At 63.7% G+C, this 15,367-nt stretch carries 15 protein-coding genes and 2 pseudogenes; 7 read left to right on the forward strand and 10 right to left on the reverse strand.

Features of this window, described 5'->3' with window-relative positions; translation table 11 throughout:
- The first annotated feature begins 9 nt into the window (after nucleotides 1-9).
- The gene (locus tag Q4G14_RS06295) at nucleotides 10-681 is read left to right on the forward strand and encodes an HAD-IA family hydrolase (protein WP_303360884.1); all 672 of its coding nucleotides are present in this window, start codon (nucleotides 10-12) and stop codon (nucleotides 679-681) included.
- A gap of 80 nt (nucleotides 682-761) precedes the next feature.
- Here Q4G14_RS06295 and bfr read toward each other — a convergent pair whose 3' ends face one another.
- Entirely contained in the window at nucleotides 762-1,247 is a 486-nt protein-coding gene (gene bfr, locus Q4G14_RS06300) for a bacterioferritin (RefSeq protein ID WP_303360885.1), read from the reverse strand.
- Nucleotides 1,195-1,491, reverse strand: a complete 297-nt coding sequence (locus tag Q4G14_RS06305) for a bacterioferritin-associated ferredoxin (RefSeq protein ID WP_303360940.1) — start codon at nucleotides 1,489-1,491, stop codon at nucleotides 1,195-1,197. Before Q4G14_RS06305 ends, bfr begins: the two co-directional genes overlap by 53 nt.
- A gap of 117 nt (nucleotides 1,492-1,608) precedes the next feature.
- Here Q4G14_RS06305 and queA point away from each other — a divergent pair, with 117 nt between their 5' ends.
- The 6 genes and pseudogenes from queA to Q4G14_RS06335 all read left to right on the forward strand — a co-directional run bounded on the left by queA (nucleotide 1,609) and on the right by Q4G14_RS06335 (nucleotide 6,698).
- Nucleotides 1,609-2,679 (forward strand): tRNA preQ1(34) S-adenosylmethionine ribosyltransferase-isomerase QueA, encoded by a 1,071-nt coding sequence (gene queA / locus Q4G14_RS06310; RefSeq protein WP_303360886.1) that lies wholly within the window; start codon nucleotides 1,609-1,611, stop codon nucleotides 2,677-2,679.
- A 3-nt stretch (nucleotides 2,680-2,682) separates the two neighbouring features.
- Nucleotides 2,683-3,885, forward strand: a pseudogene (locus Q4G14_RS06315) (MFS transporter); the annotation flags it as partial.
- A 72-nt stretch (nucleotides 3,886-3,957) separates the two neighbouring features.
- A pseudogene (locus Q4G14_RS06320) lies at nucleotides 3,958-4,497 on the forward strand (DUF924 family protein); the annotation flags it as partial.
- Between the two features lie 45 nt (nucleotides 4,498-4,542).
- The gene (gene lpdA, locus Q4G14_RS06325; RefSeq protein ID WP_303360887.1) at nucleotides 4,543-5,934 is read left to right on the forward strand and encodes a dihydrolipoyl dehydrogenase; all 1,392 of its coding nucleotides are present in this window, start codon (nucleotides 4,543-4,545) and stop codon (nucleotides 5,932-5,934) included.
- A 128-nt stretch (nucleotides 5,935-6,062) separates the two neighbouring features.
- Entirely contained in the window at nucleotides 6,063-6,377 is a 315-nt protein-coding gene (locus tag Q4G14_RS06330; protein ID WP_303360888.1) for a TraR/DksA C4-type zinc finger protein, read from the forward strand.
- 132 nt (nucleotides 6,378-6,509) lie between these two features.
- On the forward strand, nucleotides 6,510-6,698 hold the full coding sequence (locus Q4G14_RS06335; protein ID WP_303360889.1) for a CTP synthetase: 189 nt from the start codon (nucleotides 6,510-6,512) through the stop codon (nucleotides 6,696-6,698).
- Between the two features lie 76 nt (nucleotides 6,699-6,774).
- Here the strand turns inward: Q4G14_RS06335 and Q4G14_RS06340 are convergent, their stop codons facing one another.
- From Q4G14_RS06340 to pyrC, 8 genes are all read right to left on the reverse strand, one after another.
- Nucleotides 6,775-7,263, reverse strand: coding sequence for a polymer-forming cytoskeletal protein (locus tag Q4G14_RS06340; protein WP_303360890.1), 489 nt, complete (start codon nucleotides 7,261-7,263; stop codon nucleotides 6,775-6,777).
- Entirely contained in the window at nucleotides 7,253-8,578 is a 1,326-nt protein-coding gene (locus Q4G14_RS06345) for a M23 family metallopeptidase (RefSeq protein ID WP_303360891.1), read from the reverse strand. Before Q4G14_RS06345 ends, Q4G14_RS06340 begins: the two co-directional genes overlap by 11 nt.
- 174 nt (nucleotides 8,579-8,752) lie before the next feature.
- Nucleotides 8,753-10,150: a short-chain fatty acyl-CoA regulator family protein gene (locus tag Q4G14_RS06350; protein WP_303360942.1), complete on the reverse strand. Its 1,398-nt coding sequence runs from the start codon at nucleotides 10,148-10,150 to the stop codon at nucleotides 8,753-8,755.
- A 290-nt stretch (nucleotides 10,151-10,440) separates the two neighbouring features.
- Complete coding sequence (locus tag Q4G14_RS06355) at nucleotides 10,441-11,634, reverse strand: multidrug effflux MFS transporter (protein WP_303360892.1); 1,194 nt, start codon at nucleotides 11,632-11,634, stop codon at nucleotides 10,441-10,443.
- Nucleotides 11,621-11,974 carry a DMT family protein gene (locus Q4G14_RS06360; RefSeq protein ID WP_303360893.1) on the reverse strand — a complete coding sequence of 118 codons (354 nt, stop codon included), beginning with the start codon at nucleotides 11,972-11,974 and terminating at the stop codon, nucleotides 11,621-11,623. The genes Q4G14_RS06355 and Q4G14_RS06360 overlap by 14 nt, the downstream gene beginning before the upstream one ends.
- Nucleotides 11,968-13,452 carry a replicative DNA helicase gene (locus tag Q4G14_RS06365; protein WP_303360894.1) on the reverse strand — a complete coding sequence of 495 codons (1,485 nt, stop codon included), beginning with the start codon at nucleotides 13,450-13,452 and terminating at the stop codon, nucleotides 11,968-11,970. Before Q4G14_RS06365 ends, Q4G14_RS06360 begins: the two co-directional genes overlap by 7 nt.
- Before the next feature lie 93 nt (nucleotides 13,453-13,545).
- Nucleotides 13,546-14,217 (reverse strand): orotate phosphoribosyltransferase, encoded by a 672-nt coding sequence (locus Q4G14_RS06370; protein WP_303360895.1) that lies wholly within the window; start codon nucleotides 14,215-14,217, stop codon nucleotides 13,546-13,548.
- Nucleotides 14,214-15,257, reverse strand: coding sequence for a dihydroorotase (gene pyrC, locus Q4G14_RS06375; RefSeq protein ID WP_303360896.1), 1,044 nt, complete (start codon nucleotides 15,255-15,257; stop codon nucleotides 14,214-14,216). The genes Q4G14_RS06370 and pyrC overlap by 4 nt, the downstream gene beginning before the upstream one ends.
- Between the last annotated feature and the right edge of the window lie 110 nt (nucleotides 15,258-15,367).

Consider the following 15,367-nt stretch of genomic DNA (forward strand, 5'->3'; position numbering starts at 1 on the left):
GTTACGGAAATGACGGGCGTTGTGGTGTTCGACCTTGACGGAACGCTGGCCGATACCTCGGGCGATCTGATCGCGGCGGCGAATGCCTGCTTTACCGCGCGCGGCCTGCCGGCGCTGCTGGACCCGGTGGCAGATGCGCTGACGGCCTTCCACGGCGGGCGGGCGATGCTGCGGGCAGGTTACGCCCGCATTCCCCAAGGCTGGCTGCTGCCACCCGATGCCGAGGAACAGGATTTCCCCCGCCTGCTGGACCATTACGGCGCGGCCATTGCCACCCATACCCACCTTTATCCCGGCGTCGAAAGCGCGCTGGAACGGCTGGCGGGGCAGGGCCACACATTGGCCGTCTGCACCAACAAACCCCAGGGGCTGGCTGAGACCCTGCTGCGTGAACTGGGTATCCGGCAGGCCTTCGCCAGCCTGATCGGTGCCGACACGCTGCCGGTGCGCAAGCCCGACCCGCGGCCCTATCAGGCCGCAGTCGATCGCGCCCGCCCCGGCGCAAAGTCCTTTCTTGTCGGCGATACCGAAACCGACCGGAAAACCGCCGCCGCTGCCAGAGTGCCGGTTGCCCTTGTGACATTCGGTCCCGAAGGCGAGGCGATCAGACGCCTTGCCCCCGACGCCCTGCTGCACCATTTCGACGATCTGCCCGATCTGGCCGCCGACTGGCTCAAATGAAAAAAGGGGCCGCCAAGCCCCTTCCTGTTTGCTTAAATACGCCGGGGGTCCGGGGGCTGGCCCCCGGTCCGGCAGCGCCATTATTCCGCCTGGTTGGCCGGTTTGGCGTTGAGCAGGCCGTATTTCTCGGCACCCAGCGTGTCGTGCAGGTCGATCTGGGTCTCCAGAAAGTCGATGTGACCTTCCTCATCGGCGATCAGATCCTCGAACAAGGCTTTGCTGACGTAATCGCCAACCTTTTCGCAATGCTCGCGCGCTTCGATATACAGGGTGCGGGCGTCGTGTTCGCCAGCCAGATCGGCCTCAAGCGTTTCTTTCAGGTTCTGCCCGATGCGCAGAGGGTCCAGCTTTTGCAGATTCGGGTGCCCTTCCAGGAAAATGATTCGCTGGATCAGGCGGTCGGCGTGGTTCATTTCCTCGATGGATTCGGCCCGCGACTTGTCGGCGATGTGGCCATAGCCCCAGTCCTCTTGCAGCCGGTAATGCAGCCAATACTGGCTGACGGCCGTCAGCTCAGACCGCAGTGCGGCGTTTAGATACTCTATGACCTTGCTGTCGCCCTTCATGGGGATCGCTCCGTTGTTTAAGTGACTTATGTGTCCGCAACACTGGCGGTGCGACGCCTATATTATCGCATCCACGCATAGTGTCCATAAACAGCGGTAAACAGCCTCCGCAATCGGCGCGATAGCCAAGGGCGCGGTAAATCTTGCCCGGTGTAATGATCGTGTCCGCATCCGATGCGCGCATCCAGTCAACGGCGCTGCGGATCTGGTGGTCGGTGATGCCAGTGCAGTGACAGATAATCATGGCGCGCTCCCTGCGATTAGAAATTCCTACCATAACAGTCAGCAATGTAAACCCGACAAATTCCATCTGAAAGCACATCTGCTTGACCTCGCCCGGCACGATGCGGAAAACACCCGGATGAAGCTGGATGATTTCGACTTTCATCTGCCCGAGGGGCTGATCGCCACACGACCCGCGCGGCCCCGGTCCTCGGCCCGGCTGCTGGTGGCGCAGGGGGATGGCATTGCCGATCAGCGGGTGGCCGACCTGCCCGGTTTCCTGCGCCCCGGCGATCTGCTGGTGCTGAATGATACCCGCGTGATCCCGGCCCGGCTGACCGGCACCCGCACCCGCACGACCCCGCAGGGCGAGGCGGTGGCCCGGATCGAGGTCACGCTGCTGGAGCCCGCCGCCTCAGGCTGGCGTGCGCTGGCCAAACCGCTGCGCAAGCTGCGGCAGGGCGAGGTGATCCGGTTTTCCGACGCCCTGTCCGCCACCGTCGCCAGCATCGAAAACGCCGAACTAACGCTGCATTTCGACGCGCAGGGGGCCGATTTCGATGCGGCGCTGGACCGGGCAGGGCAGATGCCTCTGCCGCCTTATATCGCGGCGCTGCGCGCGCCCGACGATCAGGACCGCACCGATTACCAGACGGTTTGGGCCGCGCGATCCGGCGCCGTGGCCGCGCCCACCGCCAGCCTGCATTTCGACCAGCCGCTGCTGAATGCGATTGCCGCGCGCGGTGTTGGCATGACCCATGTCACCCTGCATGTCGGCGCGGGCACGTTTTTGCCCGTCAAGGTCGATGACGTCACCACCCACAAGATGCACGCCGAATGGGGCGAGGTGACGCCGCAGGCCGCGCAGGCGATCAATGCCGCGCGGGCGGCGGGCGGGCGGATCATTCCCGTGGGCACCACGGCGCTGAGGCTGATCGAATCGGCTGCGCGCGCCGATGGCACCGTCGCGCCCTTTGCGGCGGAAACCGACATCTTTATCTATCCGGGCTATCGGTTTCGCGTGGCCGATGCGCTGATGACCAACTTTCACCTGCCCAAATCGACCCTGCTGATGCTGGTATCGGCACTGATGGGGCAGGAAAAGATACGGAAAATTTACCGTCACGCGGTAGAGAACGGCTATCGTTTCTTCAGCTATGGGGATGCGTCACTGCTGATTCCCGACCCGCAACGCCTGACAAGGGGCTGATACATGCTTTCGGTTCTGCGCACCTCCTGGCCGCTTTTGCTGGGTATTCTGCTTTTGATGGTCGGTAACGGGATGCAGGGTACCCTGCTGGGTATCCGCGGCGGGATCGAGGGGATCGGCACCTTTTACATGTCGGTCGTCATGGCGGCCTATTTCGGCGGCTTTCTGGCGGGCAGCCTGCTGGTGCCCCGGCTGATTCAGGGCGTCGGGCATGTGCGCGTCTTTGCCGCGCTTGGCTCGATGATTTCGGCGGTGCTGATCCTCTATCCGGTGGCGCCGGACTGGATCGTCTGGTCGGCGCTGCGGTTCCTGATCGGGTTTTCGTTCTGCGGGGTCTATATCACCGCCGAAAGCTGGCTGAACGCCAGTGCCACCAACGAAAACCGGGGCCAGGCGCTGTCGGCCTATATGATCGTGCAGATGGTCGGCATCATCACCGCGCAACTGCTGCTGAACGCGGCGGACCCGGCCGGGTTTATGCTGTTCGTCATCCCCTCGGTGCTGGTGTCGCTGGCCTTTACGCCGATCCTGTTGTCGGCCACGCCCGCGCCGCAGTTCCAGACCATCCAGCGCATGTCCTTTGGACGGCTGTTCCGCGCCTCGCCCTTGGGTTGCGTCGGTATCTTTCTGATGGGCGGGGTGTTTTCGGCGCTGTTCGGCATGGCCTCGGTCTGGGGCACCGCAACAGGGATGAGCGTGGCCGAGATTTCGTCCTTTGTCGCCGCCATCTATATCGGCGGGCTGGCGCTGCAATTCCCGGTCGGCTGGCTGTCGGACCGGATGGACCGGCGCGTGCTGGTGCTGGCGCTGGCGGTGCTGGGGGTGGTGACGGTGGTCCTGGTGGTCTTGACCGGGCCGGGCATTCTGGGGCTGACGCTGGCGGGCGCGGTGTTGGGCGGCGTGGCCAACCCGGTCTATGCGCTGCTGCTGGCCTATACCAACGATTATCTGGATACCGCCGACATGGCCGCCGCTTCGGCGGGGCTGCTGTTCATCAACGGCGTCGGTGCGATGTCGGGGCCGCCGATCACCGGCTGGCTGATGGGGATGGCGGGGCCGGATGGCTTCTGGATCTATATGGGCCTGCTGCTGGCGCTGCTGGCGGGTTATGCCGGCTGGCGGATGACGCGCCGCGCCGCGATCGAGGCGGCGGGCAGCTATTCGGTGATCTCGCCCACGGCAACGCGCGTTGCGGTTGAGGTCGCGCTGGAGGATAACCCCGATCCGGCCACGGAAAGCGAGGATGCACCAGACCACATGCGACAGATTCTGGATTTCTGGGCGGAAATCGGGCCAAAAGGCTGGTATCAGCAATCTGACACGCTGGATCAGACCATCCGCGAACGCTTTATGGCCGACTGGCACGATGCCGAGTCGCTGACCCGCACCTGGGAAACCACGGCAGAGGGCGCGCTGGCCGCGCTGATCCTGACCGATCAGTTCCCGCGCAACATGTTCCGCGATGACCCGCGCGCCTTTGCCACCGATGATCTGGCGGTGCAGATCGCCGAACGCGCGATAGCCGCCGGGTTCGACATGCAGACGCCCGAACCGATGCGGCAGTTTTTCTATATGCCCTTCGAACATGCCGAGGATATTGACCTGCAAAACCGCGCCGTCACCCTGTTCGCGGAACGGATGCCCGGCGAAAACCTGCGCCATGCGGAACTGCACCGCGACACCATTGCCCGCTTTGGCCGCTTCCCGTGGCGTAATGCCGCGCTGGGGCGTGCCCCTGCGGATGCGGAACAACGGCTTATGGATGCGGGCGGATATGGGGCGCTGGTGTCGGGCACGCTGTCGCTTGATGACCTGTAAGAATTGATTTAACGCTGAACCATCTTTGAACCGGGGGACGAAGACATGGCTCAGAATTTCGATATGATGGTGATCGGGGCGGGGCCGGGCGGCTATGTTGCCGCGATCCGCGGCGCGCAACTGGGGCTGAAGGTCGCCTGTATCGAGCGCGAGCATCTGGGCGGTATCTGCCTGAACTGGGGCTGCATCCCGACCAAGGCGATGCTGCGCTCGGCCGAGGTGTTCCACCTGATGCACCGCGCCAAGGATTTCGGCCTGTCCGCCGACAAGATCGGCTTTGATCTGGGCAAGGTCGTTGATCGTTCGCGCGGGGTGGCAAAGCAACTGTCGGGCGGCATCGGCCATCTGTTCAAAAAGAACAAAGTCACCACCATCATGGGCGAGGCCAGGCTGGTCGCCCCCGGCAAGATCAGCGTGAAAACCGACAAGGGCAGCGAAGACATCACCGCCAAGTCGATCATCATCGCCACCGGCGCGCGCGCGCGCGAACTGCCGGGGCTGGAACCCGATGGCAAGCTGGTCTGGAACTACAAACACGCGCTCAAGCCGCCGCATATGCCGAAAAAGCTGCTGGTCATCGGTTCGGGCGCGATTGGCATCGAATTCGCGTCGTTCTTTAACACCCTTGGCGCCGATACCACCGTGGTCGAGGTGATGGACCGCGTTTTGCCGGTCGAGGATGCCGAAATCAGCGCCTTTGCGAAAAAGCAGTTCGTCAAGCAGGGCATGAAGATCGTCGAAAAGGCCACGGTCAAAAAGCTGGACCGCAAGGGCAGCACCGTGACCGCTCATATCGAGGTCGGCGGCAAGACCGAAACGCAGGATTTCGACACGGTGATTTCCGCTGTCGGCATCGTCGGCAATGTCGAAAACCTTGGGCTTGAGGCCTTGGGGATCAAGGTGGACCGCAGCCATATCGTCACTGATGAATACTGCCGCACCGGGGTGGATGGTGTTTACGCCATCGGCGACGTGGCGGGCGCGCCCTGGCTGGCGCACAAGGCCAGCCACGAAGGCGTGATGGTTGCCGAACTGATCGCCGGTCAGCATCCGCATCCGGTCAAGCCGTCGGCGATTGCGGGCTGCACCTATTGCCACCCGCAGGTCGCCAGCGTCGGCCTGACCGAGGCCAAGGCGAAAGAGGCGGGCTATGACATCAAGGTTGGCCGCTTCCCCTTTATCGGCAACGGCAAGGCGATTGCCTTGGGCGAACCCGATGGTCTGGTGAAAACCATCTTTGACGCGAAAACCGGCGAATTGCTGGGCGCGCATATGGTCGGCGCCGAGGTGACGGAACTGATTCAGGGCTATGTCATCGGTCGCAAGCTGGAAACGACCGAGCAGGATCTGATGGAAACGGTATTCCCGCACCCCACCCTGTCGGAAATGATGCACGAATCCGTGCTGGATGCCTATGGTCGCGCGATCCATTTCTAAGATCGCCATATGTGGTTAAAATGCGGCAGAGGGGCAACCCTCTGCCAGTTTTTGTGCAATGTTGACCCATATCAAAGTTCGCAGCACCGCCCGTATCTAACCTTGGTCAATTGCCAACAGGAGCAGCCATGACCCCCGAAGCCGCCCGCAAACTACTGACCGCGCGCCGCCGCGAATTGCTGTCGAATCTGAACGAGATCGAGGACCGGCTGGACGAAACGCCGCCCGCCGATTGGGAAGAACGCGCGGTCGAACGGCAGGATGACGAGGTGTTGCAGGCGCTTGGTCATCAGGAACAGGCCGAGGTGCGTCGCATCGACGCCGCGCTGGACCGCATCGCCGAGGGTGAATACGGTGCCTGCACCAAATGCGGCAACGATATCGCCGCCGCCCGGCTGGAATTGCTGCCCGATACGCCCTTCTGCGCCGCCTGCGCGCCCTGATTCCGGCCATTCGGCTGCGATAATTCCTTGTGGGTGGCCCCGACTGCACACTTTTGCGGCAAGTTTGATCGGTATCAAGGCGCAGCGCGGGTGATCGCTGTAAGCCAACAGCGCATAACCAAGGGGGCCACCATGCCGCGACTTTTCCTTTTGATCCTGAGCATTGCCATGGGCACGCTGGCCGGTGTCGGCGTGATCGTTGTGCTGGTCGCGGGCTTTAGCGGCGCCTGGCCGATTATCATTGGCGCTGCTGTCGGCGCGGTGCTGTCGGTGCCGGTTTCCTGGCTGGTGGCCAGACAGATCGTTGCCGCTGAACATTGATCCGCAACAGGGCAGGGGCCGACGACAAGGCACCGACTCCGTGGCGCAACAAAAAGGGGCCTTGCGGCCCCTTTTCTTATTCGGCGTCGCTGGCCGACGGCGGAGGCAACTTTTTCGCGCTGCCGCCTTGCAGCGGGTCTTCCTGCCGCTGAACCGAGCCTTCGAAATGCGCGCCCGATTCGATGGCGATGGTCTTGTGGATGATGTCGCCCTCGACACGGGCGGTGGCCGACAGGCGCACCTTCAGCCCGCGAACGCGGCCGACGATCCGACCGTTGATGATAACCTCATCTGCCACAACCTCGCCCTTGACGGTCGCGGTTTCGCCGATGGTCAGCTGATGGGCGCGGATGTCGCCCTCGACCGTGCCTTCGACCTGAATATCGCCCTGCGTGCGGATGTTGCCGGTCACGGTCAGGTCGGATGACAGAACCGAGGGCGCCTGCCGGTTGCGCGGGGCCTGCGGTGCCGGGGCTTCGGCACGTTCGGGCGTCGGCGGAACATGGGTTTCCGCCGGGGTCTGGCTGCGGTTGCCGGTTTCAGTCACTCGGGTTTTAGAAAACATTGCTTGCCGCCTTGATGAATTCCATGGGGTTTACGGCCCGCCCGTTAACGCGCACCTCATAGTGCAGATGCGGCCCGGTCGAGCGTCCAGTATTGCCCATATCACCAATCCGGTCGCCTTGCGACACCCTTTGGCCGACGCGCACGTTGATTTTGCTCAGATGGGCATAGCGGGTTTCGGTGCCAAGTTCGTGCTGGATCTTGATCAGGTTGCCATAGGCCCCCTGCCAGCCTGCAAAGGTCACAACGCCGTCCGCGGTCGAATGAATCGGGGTGCCGACCGGCCCGGCCATGTCGATCCCTTCATGCGCACGGCCCCAGCGGCGGCCAAAGCCCGAAGTATAGCGGAACGATGATTTCACCGGCATCGCCAGCGGCACCTTTTCCAGCGCGATGCGATAGGTGTTGGCCTGATCCAGCGTAATCAGGATCTTGTTGGCGCGGGTTTCGCCTTCGGAGATTGCGGCATTGCCGCTGCTGGAATAGGAAATCGGCGTCAGCGGGCCGCCCTGACCGGAATAGCCGCGACGCACCAGCCGCAGCACTTCGTCGGGGTCGATGCCAGCCTGCCGGAACACGCGGTTCAGCGGCTCGACCGACAGGGCAACGGCGTCTTCAAGCTGGGTAAAGATTTCGTCCTGACGGGCCAGAATCTGATCCCGCTCGACGGCCAGTTGTTCGGCGGTCAGGCGGGCATCCTGCGCCTGCTGCACGGCATCGCTGCGTTGGGCGGCGGCGGTTTTCAACTCGCCCGACAGGATGTCCAGCGCAACCGAAAATTCCTTGGCGCGACCGGCTTGGCCAAGGGGCGCGCCGTTCTGTTCCTCAATCGCGGCGGTCAGGTTGCGAGCCTCGGACTGGGCGCTGTCGCGTTCCACAATCGCATCGCGCAGGGTGGTCTGCACCGCGCCCATGCCGGTTTCCAGCTCGCGGCGGCGCTCTTCCGAGGACAGCAGTTGCGACTGCATCTGCGACACCTGATCCAGCGCGACTGCGAACCGCCGCTGTGCCGCCACCGCTTCGGCCGCGCGGGCATCGCGTTCGGCGGACAGCTGATCCAGACGATCCTCGAACGCGGATTGCGCACGCAGGATGTCGTCGCGCGATGAACCGGCGCTGATGGCGTCGATGACAAGGATTGAACTGGCAAAGATCGACCAGCCGAACACCAGCGCCGTGCCGCCAAAGGCAACAACTTGCGTCAGCGGACGCAGCCGGACAAAGCGCGTCGCGTTGTCGGAACGAAGAAACAGCCGTTGTTCGGGCAGCCAGCGTTCAAGCGAGGTATTCAGGCGGTTCAGAATGCGTCCGGGCAAATCAGGGCGTCCCCAGGTTCGGCGGCGCGGTTTCCCTGCGCGCCTTTGGTTCGATATTCAGACGGATAAAAGGGATGTGTGCCTGAATAGCAACATGCGTTGGTCCCGGCGGTCTGCCGATGCGCAAAGAGGCGCCCGTTCCGGCGGATTCTCGCCCAAATTGTGGATAAATCCCTAGGAAATATCATAGGGCAGGGGGCCGGATCGGTCGTTTGGTATCCGCAGCGGCCGGTCGATGGGGGGCACGGCGCGTTGGTGGCAGTCGGTGCGCGGGCAGATTCGGCATGAGATGCCAATGGGTTCAAAGGCGCGCGGGTTGCTCATATCCAGCCCGTCGGCCTGCACCATCGCGCCCGCGTGGCTGATTTCGCAGCCCAGCCCGATGGCAAAACGGCGGATCGGCGCGGCGAATGACCCCGCCGGTTTCGACACGTCCCGCGCGAGTAACAGATAGCGCGCGCCATCGGGCGTCTGCGCCAGTTGCCGCAGAAAGCGGCCCGGCTGTTCGAACGCCTGATGCACGTTCCACAGCGGACAGGCCCCGCCAAAGCGCGCGAACTGAAGCCGCGTCGCCGAATGCCGCTTGGTGATGGTGCCCGCCTGATCGACGCGCACGAAAAAGAACGGCACGCCCTTGTCGCCGGGGCGCTGCATCGTGGACAGGCGGTGCGCCACCTGCTCCAGCGAGGCGCCGAACTGATAGGCCAGCCGCTCCAGATCGTGCCGTTCGGCCCGCGCCGCGGCCAGAAAGCTGCGATAGGGCATCAGCGCCGCTCCGGCGAAATAGTTGGCCAGCCCCAGCCGCGCCACATCCCGCGCCGTTGTGCTGCGAAACCGGGCCAGATCCAGCGTCGCCTCTAACAGATCGTGCTGTTGTTCCAGTGCCACCTGATGCAGCAGTTGAAAGCTGCGGGTGGGCGCATCGGCAGCCGCGTTCATGATGATCTGCCGCCCCTCGCGTCGAAAGACGGCCCCCGGCGGCAGATCGGCCAGTTGCACCTGAATGCCATGCGCCGCCAGCGCAAGAACCGCCGTTTGCCACGGGTCGGCCCGCTGCCCGTCGGGGCAGGCAAAGCGTTCCGCCGCGCGGTCCACGGCGTCGATATAGTTGTCGCAATAGTGGAAAAAGTCGCGCACTTCCTCCCACGGGGTGGCCATGGCGTTTTGCCCGGCGTTGCCCAAGGCTTCGTCCAGCGCGGCCAGCCGTTCCTGCCCCTGACGATGGGCGCGGTAAAGGTCCAGAAAGGCGCGCGACAGCATCGGCGTATTGGTGGCCGCCAGCCGCAGATCGGCTAGGGGCGGGGCGCTGTCGAACAGGGGATCGGCCAGTGCTTCTTGCAGGTCGATGACCATGCGTTCCGCATCACCTGCCGCCAGCGAGGCCAGATCGGTGCCGAATTCCTGCGCCAGCCGCAGCAGAACCCCGGCGGAAATCGGGCGATGGTTGTTTTCCATCTGCGACAGATAGGGCAACGACACCCCCAGCCGTTCGGCAAAGGCGCGTTGCGACAGCGAGGCGCGCGCCCGCGTTTCCCGCAAAGCCGCGCCGCCATAGATCTTTTGCAAGGCCATGATCGCCCCCTTGGTTTGCAAATCCGGCTGTAACCTTTGCAAACAATCCTCGGCAAGAGGTTGCGCCCCGCTGGCCATGACAAGCCGGGGCAGGTCGGGCCACGCCTGCGCGGGCGCAGCCGAAGGCGCACAGCCCACCAGTGCGGGCCGCAGCGTTGGTGCCGGGATCAGCAGGGCGATGCCCAGACCGATCACCGCCATCATGCTTAACAAAAAAGACCCAAGATTCGCGATCATGGCCCATCTTTGGGCGATAAAGCCTAAGAAATGGTTGATCCGCGCCGGTTTGGTCAGCCTGACCGCAGAATTTGCCGCTCTCTCGCCATGCCCCACAGGATGGCGACGATGGTGCCAAGCGCCGAGGCGACCATGATCGTCAGCAGCGGCGCGGCGCCTGCCTCTTTGTCCAGCATCCGTGCGGCCAGTGCCGCCAGAAACGCGCCGCCGGCAATCGCCATCGCGCCGCCAAGCCCCGAGGCGGTGCCGGCCAGTTCGGGGCGCACGCTCATCATGCCGGCGTTGGCGCTTGGCAGGACCAGCCCGTTGCCCAGCCCCATCACCACCACCGGCCCAAAGAAGGCCAGCGGCGTGCGCAGCCCCCAAAGATCCAGTGCCAGCCCGACCAGCAGCGCGGCGGCCACGATGATCGACCCGGCCAGCACCATCAGGTTGATCCCGAACCGCACCGACCAGCGCCCCGAGATATAATTGCCAAGAAAATAGCCGACCGAGGGCGCGCCGAACCACCAGCCCAACTGCCCCGGCGTCAGGCCATAGATTTCCTGCCCCACGAAGGGCGCGCCGCCCAGATAGGCAAAGAACGCGCCCGAAGATGTGGTCGCGGCCAGCGCATAGCCCCAGAACCGAACCGAGCGCGCCAGCACCGGATAGCCCGCCATCTGCTGCCGCAGCGGTATCCCTCCGCCCTGCGCGGTTTCGCTGAGGTCCGTCCAGACCAGAATCAGCACGATGACGCCCGCGCCCAGCATGACGGCGAAACTGCCGTGCCAGCCGATGCTTTCTTCCAGAATGCCGCCCAAAGCGGGGGCCATCATCGGCACCACCGACATGCCCATGGTCACATAGCCAAGGCGGCTGGCGGCCTGATCCGGCCCGGACAGGTCGCGGATCACCGCGCGCGACAGCACCATGCCCGCCGCCGAAACGGCCTGCGCCATCCGAAACAGCAGAAACAGCCAGATATTCGTGGCCATCAGCGCGCCGCATGTCGCCAGCAGAAAGATCAGCAGCGCGCCGATCATCACCGGGCGGCGGCCAAAGCGGTCGCTGATCGGCCCGATCATCAGTTGCAGCACCGCGCTGGTCGCCAGATAACCCGACACCGAAAGCTGGATCGTGGCGTAATCGGTGCCGAAATCCTGCGCCATATGCGGCAGCGACGGCAAAAAGATGTTCGTGGCCAGTGCCCCCAGCCCGGCCATGGCCACCAGCGTCAGCAGCGAGGGTGCCTTAATCCCGGTCATGGAACACAAACCATGCGCCAAGGCAGATCAGCGCAAAGCCGGCGCCATGCTGCCAGCCCAGCTTTTTGACCAGATAAAGCCATGAAAACAAAGCGAAAACGGACAGGCTGACGACCTCTTGGATGGTTTTCAACTGCGCGGCGCTGAAATGCCCGTGGCCGATGCGGTTGGCGGGCACCCGCATCATATATTCGAACAGCGCGATGCCCCAGCCGACGAAAATCACCAGCAGCAAGGGGGCCGTCTTGAATTTCAGGTGGCCATACCACGCGACCGTCATAAAGACGTTCGACGCGATCAGCAGGCCCACCGTCAGCACCGGCACGGGCAGGTTTACCATTGCGACTGGCTTTCGCGGGCAAGGTTGCCAAAGCGCGTGAACTGCCCCTCGAACGCCAGTTCGACGGTGCCGATGGGGCCATGACGCTGCTTGCCGATGATGACCTCGGCCTTGCCATGGACGGCCTCCATGATCTGCTGCCACTTGGCCATGGCGTCCAGATCGCTGTCGGACGGCTTTTCGCGTTCGCGGTAATATTCCTCGCGGAAAACGAACATCACGATGTCGGCGTCCTGCTCGATCGAGCCGGATTCGCGCAGGTCCGACAGTTGTGGGCGCTTGTCTTCGCGGTTTTCGACCTGACGGCTTAGCTGCGACAGGGCGATGACGGGGATGTTCAGTTCCTTGGCGATGGCCTTCAGGCCCTGGGTGATTTCCGACACCTCGTTCACCCGGCTGTCCTTGGCCGACGCCGCCTTGAGCAGTTGCAGATAGTCCACCATCAGCACGTCCAGCCCATGCGTGCGTTTCAGCTTGCGCGCGCGGGCGGCAAGCTGGTTGATCGGCAGGGCGGGGGTGTCGTCGATATACAGCGGGCAGTTCTGCAAGGCGTGCGCCGCCTCGACAAAGCGGCGGAATTCGGATTCGTCCATATCGCCGCGGCGGATGCGTTCCGACGGCACCTCGGCCGCCTCGGACAGAATCCGGGCGGCAAGCTGTTCGGCCGACATCTCCAGCGAAAAGAAACCGACGATCCCGCCCGCCACGGTGCCGGTGGTGCCATCGGGCTTTTCGCCCATCTGATGCGCCTTGGCGACGTTGAAGGCGATGTTCGTCGCCAGCGAGGTTTTGCCCATCGAGGGACGACCGGCCAGAATAATCAGGTCGGAATTGTTCAGCCCGCCCATCTTTTTGTCGAGATCAATCAGCCCGGTCGAAATGCCCGACAACTCGCCATCGCGCTGATAGGCGGCGTTTGCCGCCTCGACCGCGCCGGTAACGGCCTTGAGAAAGCTTTGAAACCCGCGCTCGGCCACGCCTTGTTCGCCCAGCTTGTAAAGCGTCTGTTCGGCGGCCTTGATCTGTTCTTCGGCGTCGTCATCGACAGCCACGGTGCCCGCCCGCGCGGCAATATCCTGCCCCAGTGTAATCAGCTCGCGCCGCAGGGCGAATTCACGGATCATCTGGGCATAGTCGCGCGCGGCATAGGCGCTGATCGCGCCCGCCGCCATCCGCGCCAGATAGGCAGGGCCGCCCAGATCCTTTAGCCCGGCGTCCTGTTCCATAAAGGCCTTGATCGTGACCGGGCTGGCCAGCGCATTGCGGCGGATGCGTTCGGAACAAATCTCGAAGATGCGGGCGTGGACGGGTTCATAGAAATGATCCGCCTTGATGGTCTGGCTGATCCGGTCGAACACGTCGTTATTGGTCAGCAGGGCGCCCAGCAATTGCTGTTCCGCCTCGATCGAGAAGGGCACGGTCTGCTGGTCCGCCTCGGGCTGCTGCGGGGCGGGGCTGAGGGCGCGAATCTCGGTCATGCGGGTTCCCTTGGCAAAGCATCTGCCTACCGCATTTTGCCGCCCGAGGGAATCCGGCGGCGAAAAATAGCGGGGGGCGGTTCTGTGGATAAGTTACGGATGCGCCGCCTGCCACGCGCGCGGATTACGCAGGAACGCCTCGACCTCATCCAGCGTCGCGGCGTCAAAAGACGCTTGCGCCCGCGCCTCGGCCAGCACGTCCCACCAGGTGCAAAGATGGTGCAGCGTCACGCCATGATCGCCCAGCCGGTTGATGGTTTCGGGGAAGATGCCGTAATAAAAGATAACGGCGGTATGCGCGCAGGTTGCCCCGGTTTCGCGGATCGCATCGACAAAAGACAGCTTGCTGCCGCCGTCGGTGGTCAGATCCTCGACCAGCAACACGCGCTGACCTTCGGTCATGGCCCCCTCGATCCGGGCATTGCGACCGTAACCCTTTGGTTTCTTGCGAACATAGGTCATCGGCAGCGACAGCCGTTCGGCCACCATGGCGGCAAAGGGGATGCCCGCCGTTTCGCCGCCCGCGACGTTATCGAACGCCTCGAACCCGGCGTCGCGCAGCACGGTTGCGGCCAGAAAATCCATCAGCGTGGCACGCACCCGCGGAAAGCTGATGATGCGGCGACAGTCCACATAGGTCGGCCCCTTCAGGCCCGACGCATAGGTAAAGGGCTGCGCGGCGTTGAAATCGACCGCCTTGATTTCCAACAACATCCGGGCGGACAGGCGGGCGATTTCCTCGCGCGAGGGGTAGGGCAGGCTCATACGTCCTCCTGATGCCAGTAAAGCGGAAAGCCGGGGTCAAAGACGGTGACGGTTTCATCGCCCGCCGTGATCTGCGCCGGGTATTCGGCGGGGGTATCGCGCCGGGTCAGGCGGATTTTACCCGCGTTCGGCGGCAGGCCATAAAAGGCAGCGCCGTTCAGGCTGGTAAACGCCTCAAGCCGGTCAAGCGCGCCGTCGTCTTCGAACACCTGCGCCAGAATCGACATGGTGTTGGGCGCCGTAAAGCATCCGGCGCAACCGCAGGGTTGCAGCTTGGCGCTGTCGGGATGCGGCGCGCTGTCGGTGCCCAGAAAGAACCGCGCTTCGCCGCTGGTCGCGGCCTGTCGCAACGCCAGACGATGGGTTTCACGCTTGGCCACCGGCAGGCAGTAATAATGCGGCCGGATGCCCCCGGCCAGAATGGCGTTGCGGTTGATGACCAGATGATGCGTGGTGATCGTCGCGCCCAGATCGCCGCCGCCGCTGCGGGCATAGGCGACGCCCTCGGCGGTGGTGATATGTTCCATCACCACGCGCAGGCCGGGGGTGGCGCGCCGGATCGGGTCCAGCACACGGTCGATGAACACGGCCTCGCGGTCGAAAATATCGACAGCCGGATCAGTGACTTCGCCATGAACGCACAGCGGAATCCCGGCCTGGGCCATGGCTTCCAGCACGGGGCGCACGCGGTCGAAATCGGTCACGCCGCTGGCGCTGTTGGTGGTCGCGCCTGCGGGATACAGTTTCACGGCGCGGATGAGACCTGCCTGATGCGCGGCCACCACATCAGCCGGATCGGTCGAATCGGTCAGATACAGCGTCATCTGCGGTTGCAGCCGCGCGCCGGGCGGTAGGGCGGCCAGAATCCGGTCGCGATAGGCGGCGGCCTGCGCCCCTGTGACGACCGGGGGCACCAGATTCGGCATGATGATCGCACGGCCAAAGCCAGCGGAATGGGCTGCAACAGCGTGCAGCATCGCCCCATCGCGCAGATGAAGATGCCAGTCGTCGGGAACCGTCAGCGTCAGTGATTTGTTCATGGGGATGGTGTATAACGCGACATGCGGCATTGCCAAGCGGATCGCTGTGTCATGATGAACGGCCAAGGTTCTGCTTGTGTGACATTCTGTCGCAAACTATAATGATTGGT

Source organism: Paracoccus sp. (in: a-proteobacteria) (assembly GCF_030538755.1).
Lineage (GTDB): Bacteria > Pseudomonadota > Alphaproteobacteria > Rhodobacterales > Rhodobacteraceae > Paracoccus.

What these genes read in the sequence shown, in the direction of transcription:
- Q4G14_RS06295 (WP_303360884.1), top strand. Translation starts at nt 10, where the DNA reads ATGACGGGCGTTGTGGTGTTCGACCTTGACGGAACGCTGGCCGATACC.
- bfr (WP_303360885.1), bottom strand. Translation starts at nt 1,247, where the DNA reads ATGAAGGGCGACAGCAAGGTCATAGAGTATCTAAACGCCGCACTGCGG.
- Q4G14_RS06305 (WP_303360940.1), bottom strand. Translation starts at nt 1,491, where the DNA reads ATGATTATCTGTCACTGCACTGGCATCACCGACCACCAGATCCGCAGC.
- queA (WP_303360886.1), top strand. Translation starts at nt 1,609, where the DNA reads ATGAAGCTGGATGATTTCGACTTTCATCTGCCCGAGGGGCTGATCGCC.
- lpdA (WP_303360887.1), top strand. Translation starts at nt 4,543, where the DNA reads ATGGCTCAGAATTTCGATATGATGGTGATCGGGGCGGGGCCGGGCGGC.
- Q4G14_RS06330 (WP_303360888.1), top strand. Translation starts at nt 6,063, where the DNA reads ATGACCCCCGAAGCCGCCCGCAAACTACTGACCGCGCGCCGCCGCGAA.
- Q4G14_RS06335 (WP_303360889.1), top strand. Translation starts at nt 6,510, where the DNA reads ATGCCGCGACTTTTCCTTTTGATCCTGAGCATTGCCATGGGCACGCTG.
- Q4G14_RS06340 (WP_303360890.1), bottom strand. Translation starts at nt 7,263, where the DNA reads ATGTTTTCTAAAACCCGAGTGACTGAAACCGGCAACCGCAGCCAGACC.
- Q4G14_RS06350 (WP_303360942.1), bottom strand. Translation starts at nt 10,150, where the DNA reads ATGGCCTTGCAAAAGATCTATGGCGGCGCGGCTTTGCGGGAAACGCGG.
- Q4G14_RS06355 (WP_303360892.1), bottom strand. Translation starts at nt 11,634, where the DNA reads ATGACCGGGATTAAGGCACCCTCGCTGCTGACGCTGGTGGCCATGGCC.
- Q4G14_RS06360 (WP_303360893.1), bottom strand. Translation starts at nt 11,974, where the DNA reads ATGGTAAACCTGCCCGTGCCGGTGCTGACGGTGGGCCTGCTGATCGCG.
- Q4G14_RS06365 (WP_303360894.1), bottom strand. Translation starts at nt 13,452, where the DNA reads ATGACCGAGATTCGCGCCCTCAGCCCCGCCCCGCAGCAGCCCGAGGCG.
- Q4G14_RS06370 (WP_303360895.1), bottom strand. Translation starts at nt 14,217, where the DNA reads ATGAGCCTGCCCTACCCCTCGCGCGAGGAAATCGCCCGCCTGTCCGCC.
- pyrC (WP_303360896.1), bottom strand. Translation starts at nt 15,257, where the DNA reads ATGAACAAATCACTGACGCTGACGGTTCCCGACGACTGGCATCTTCAT.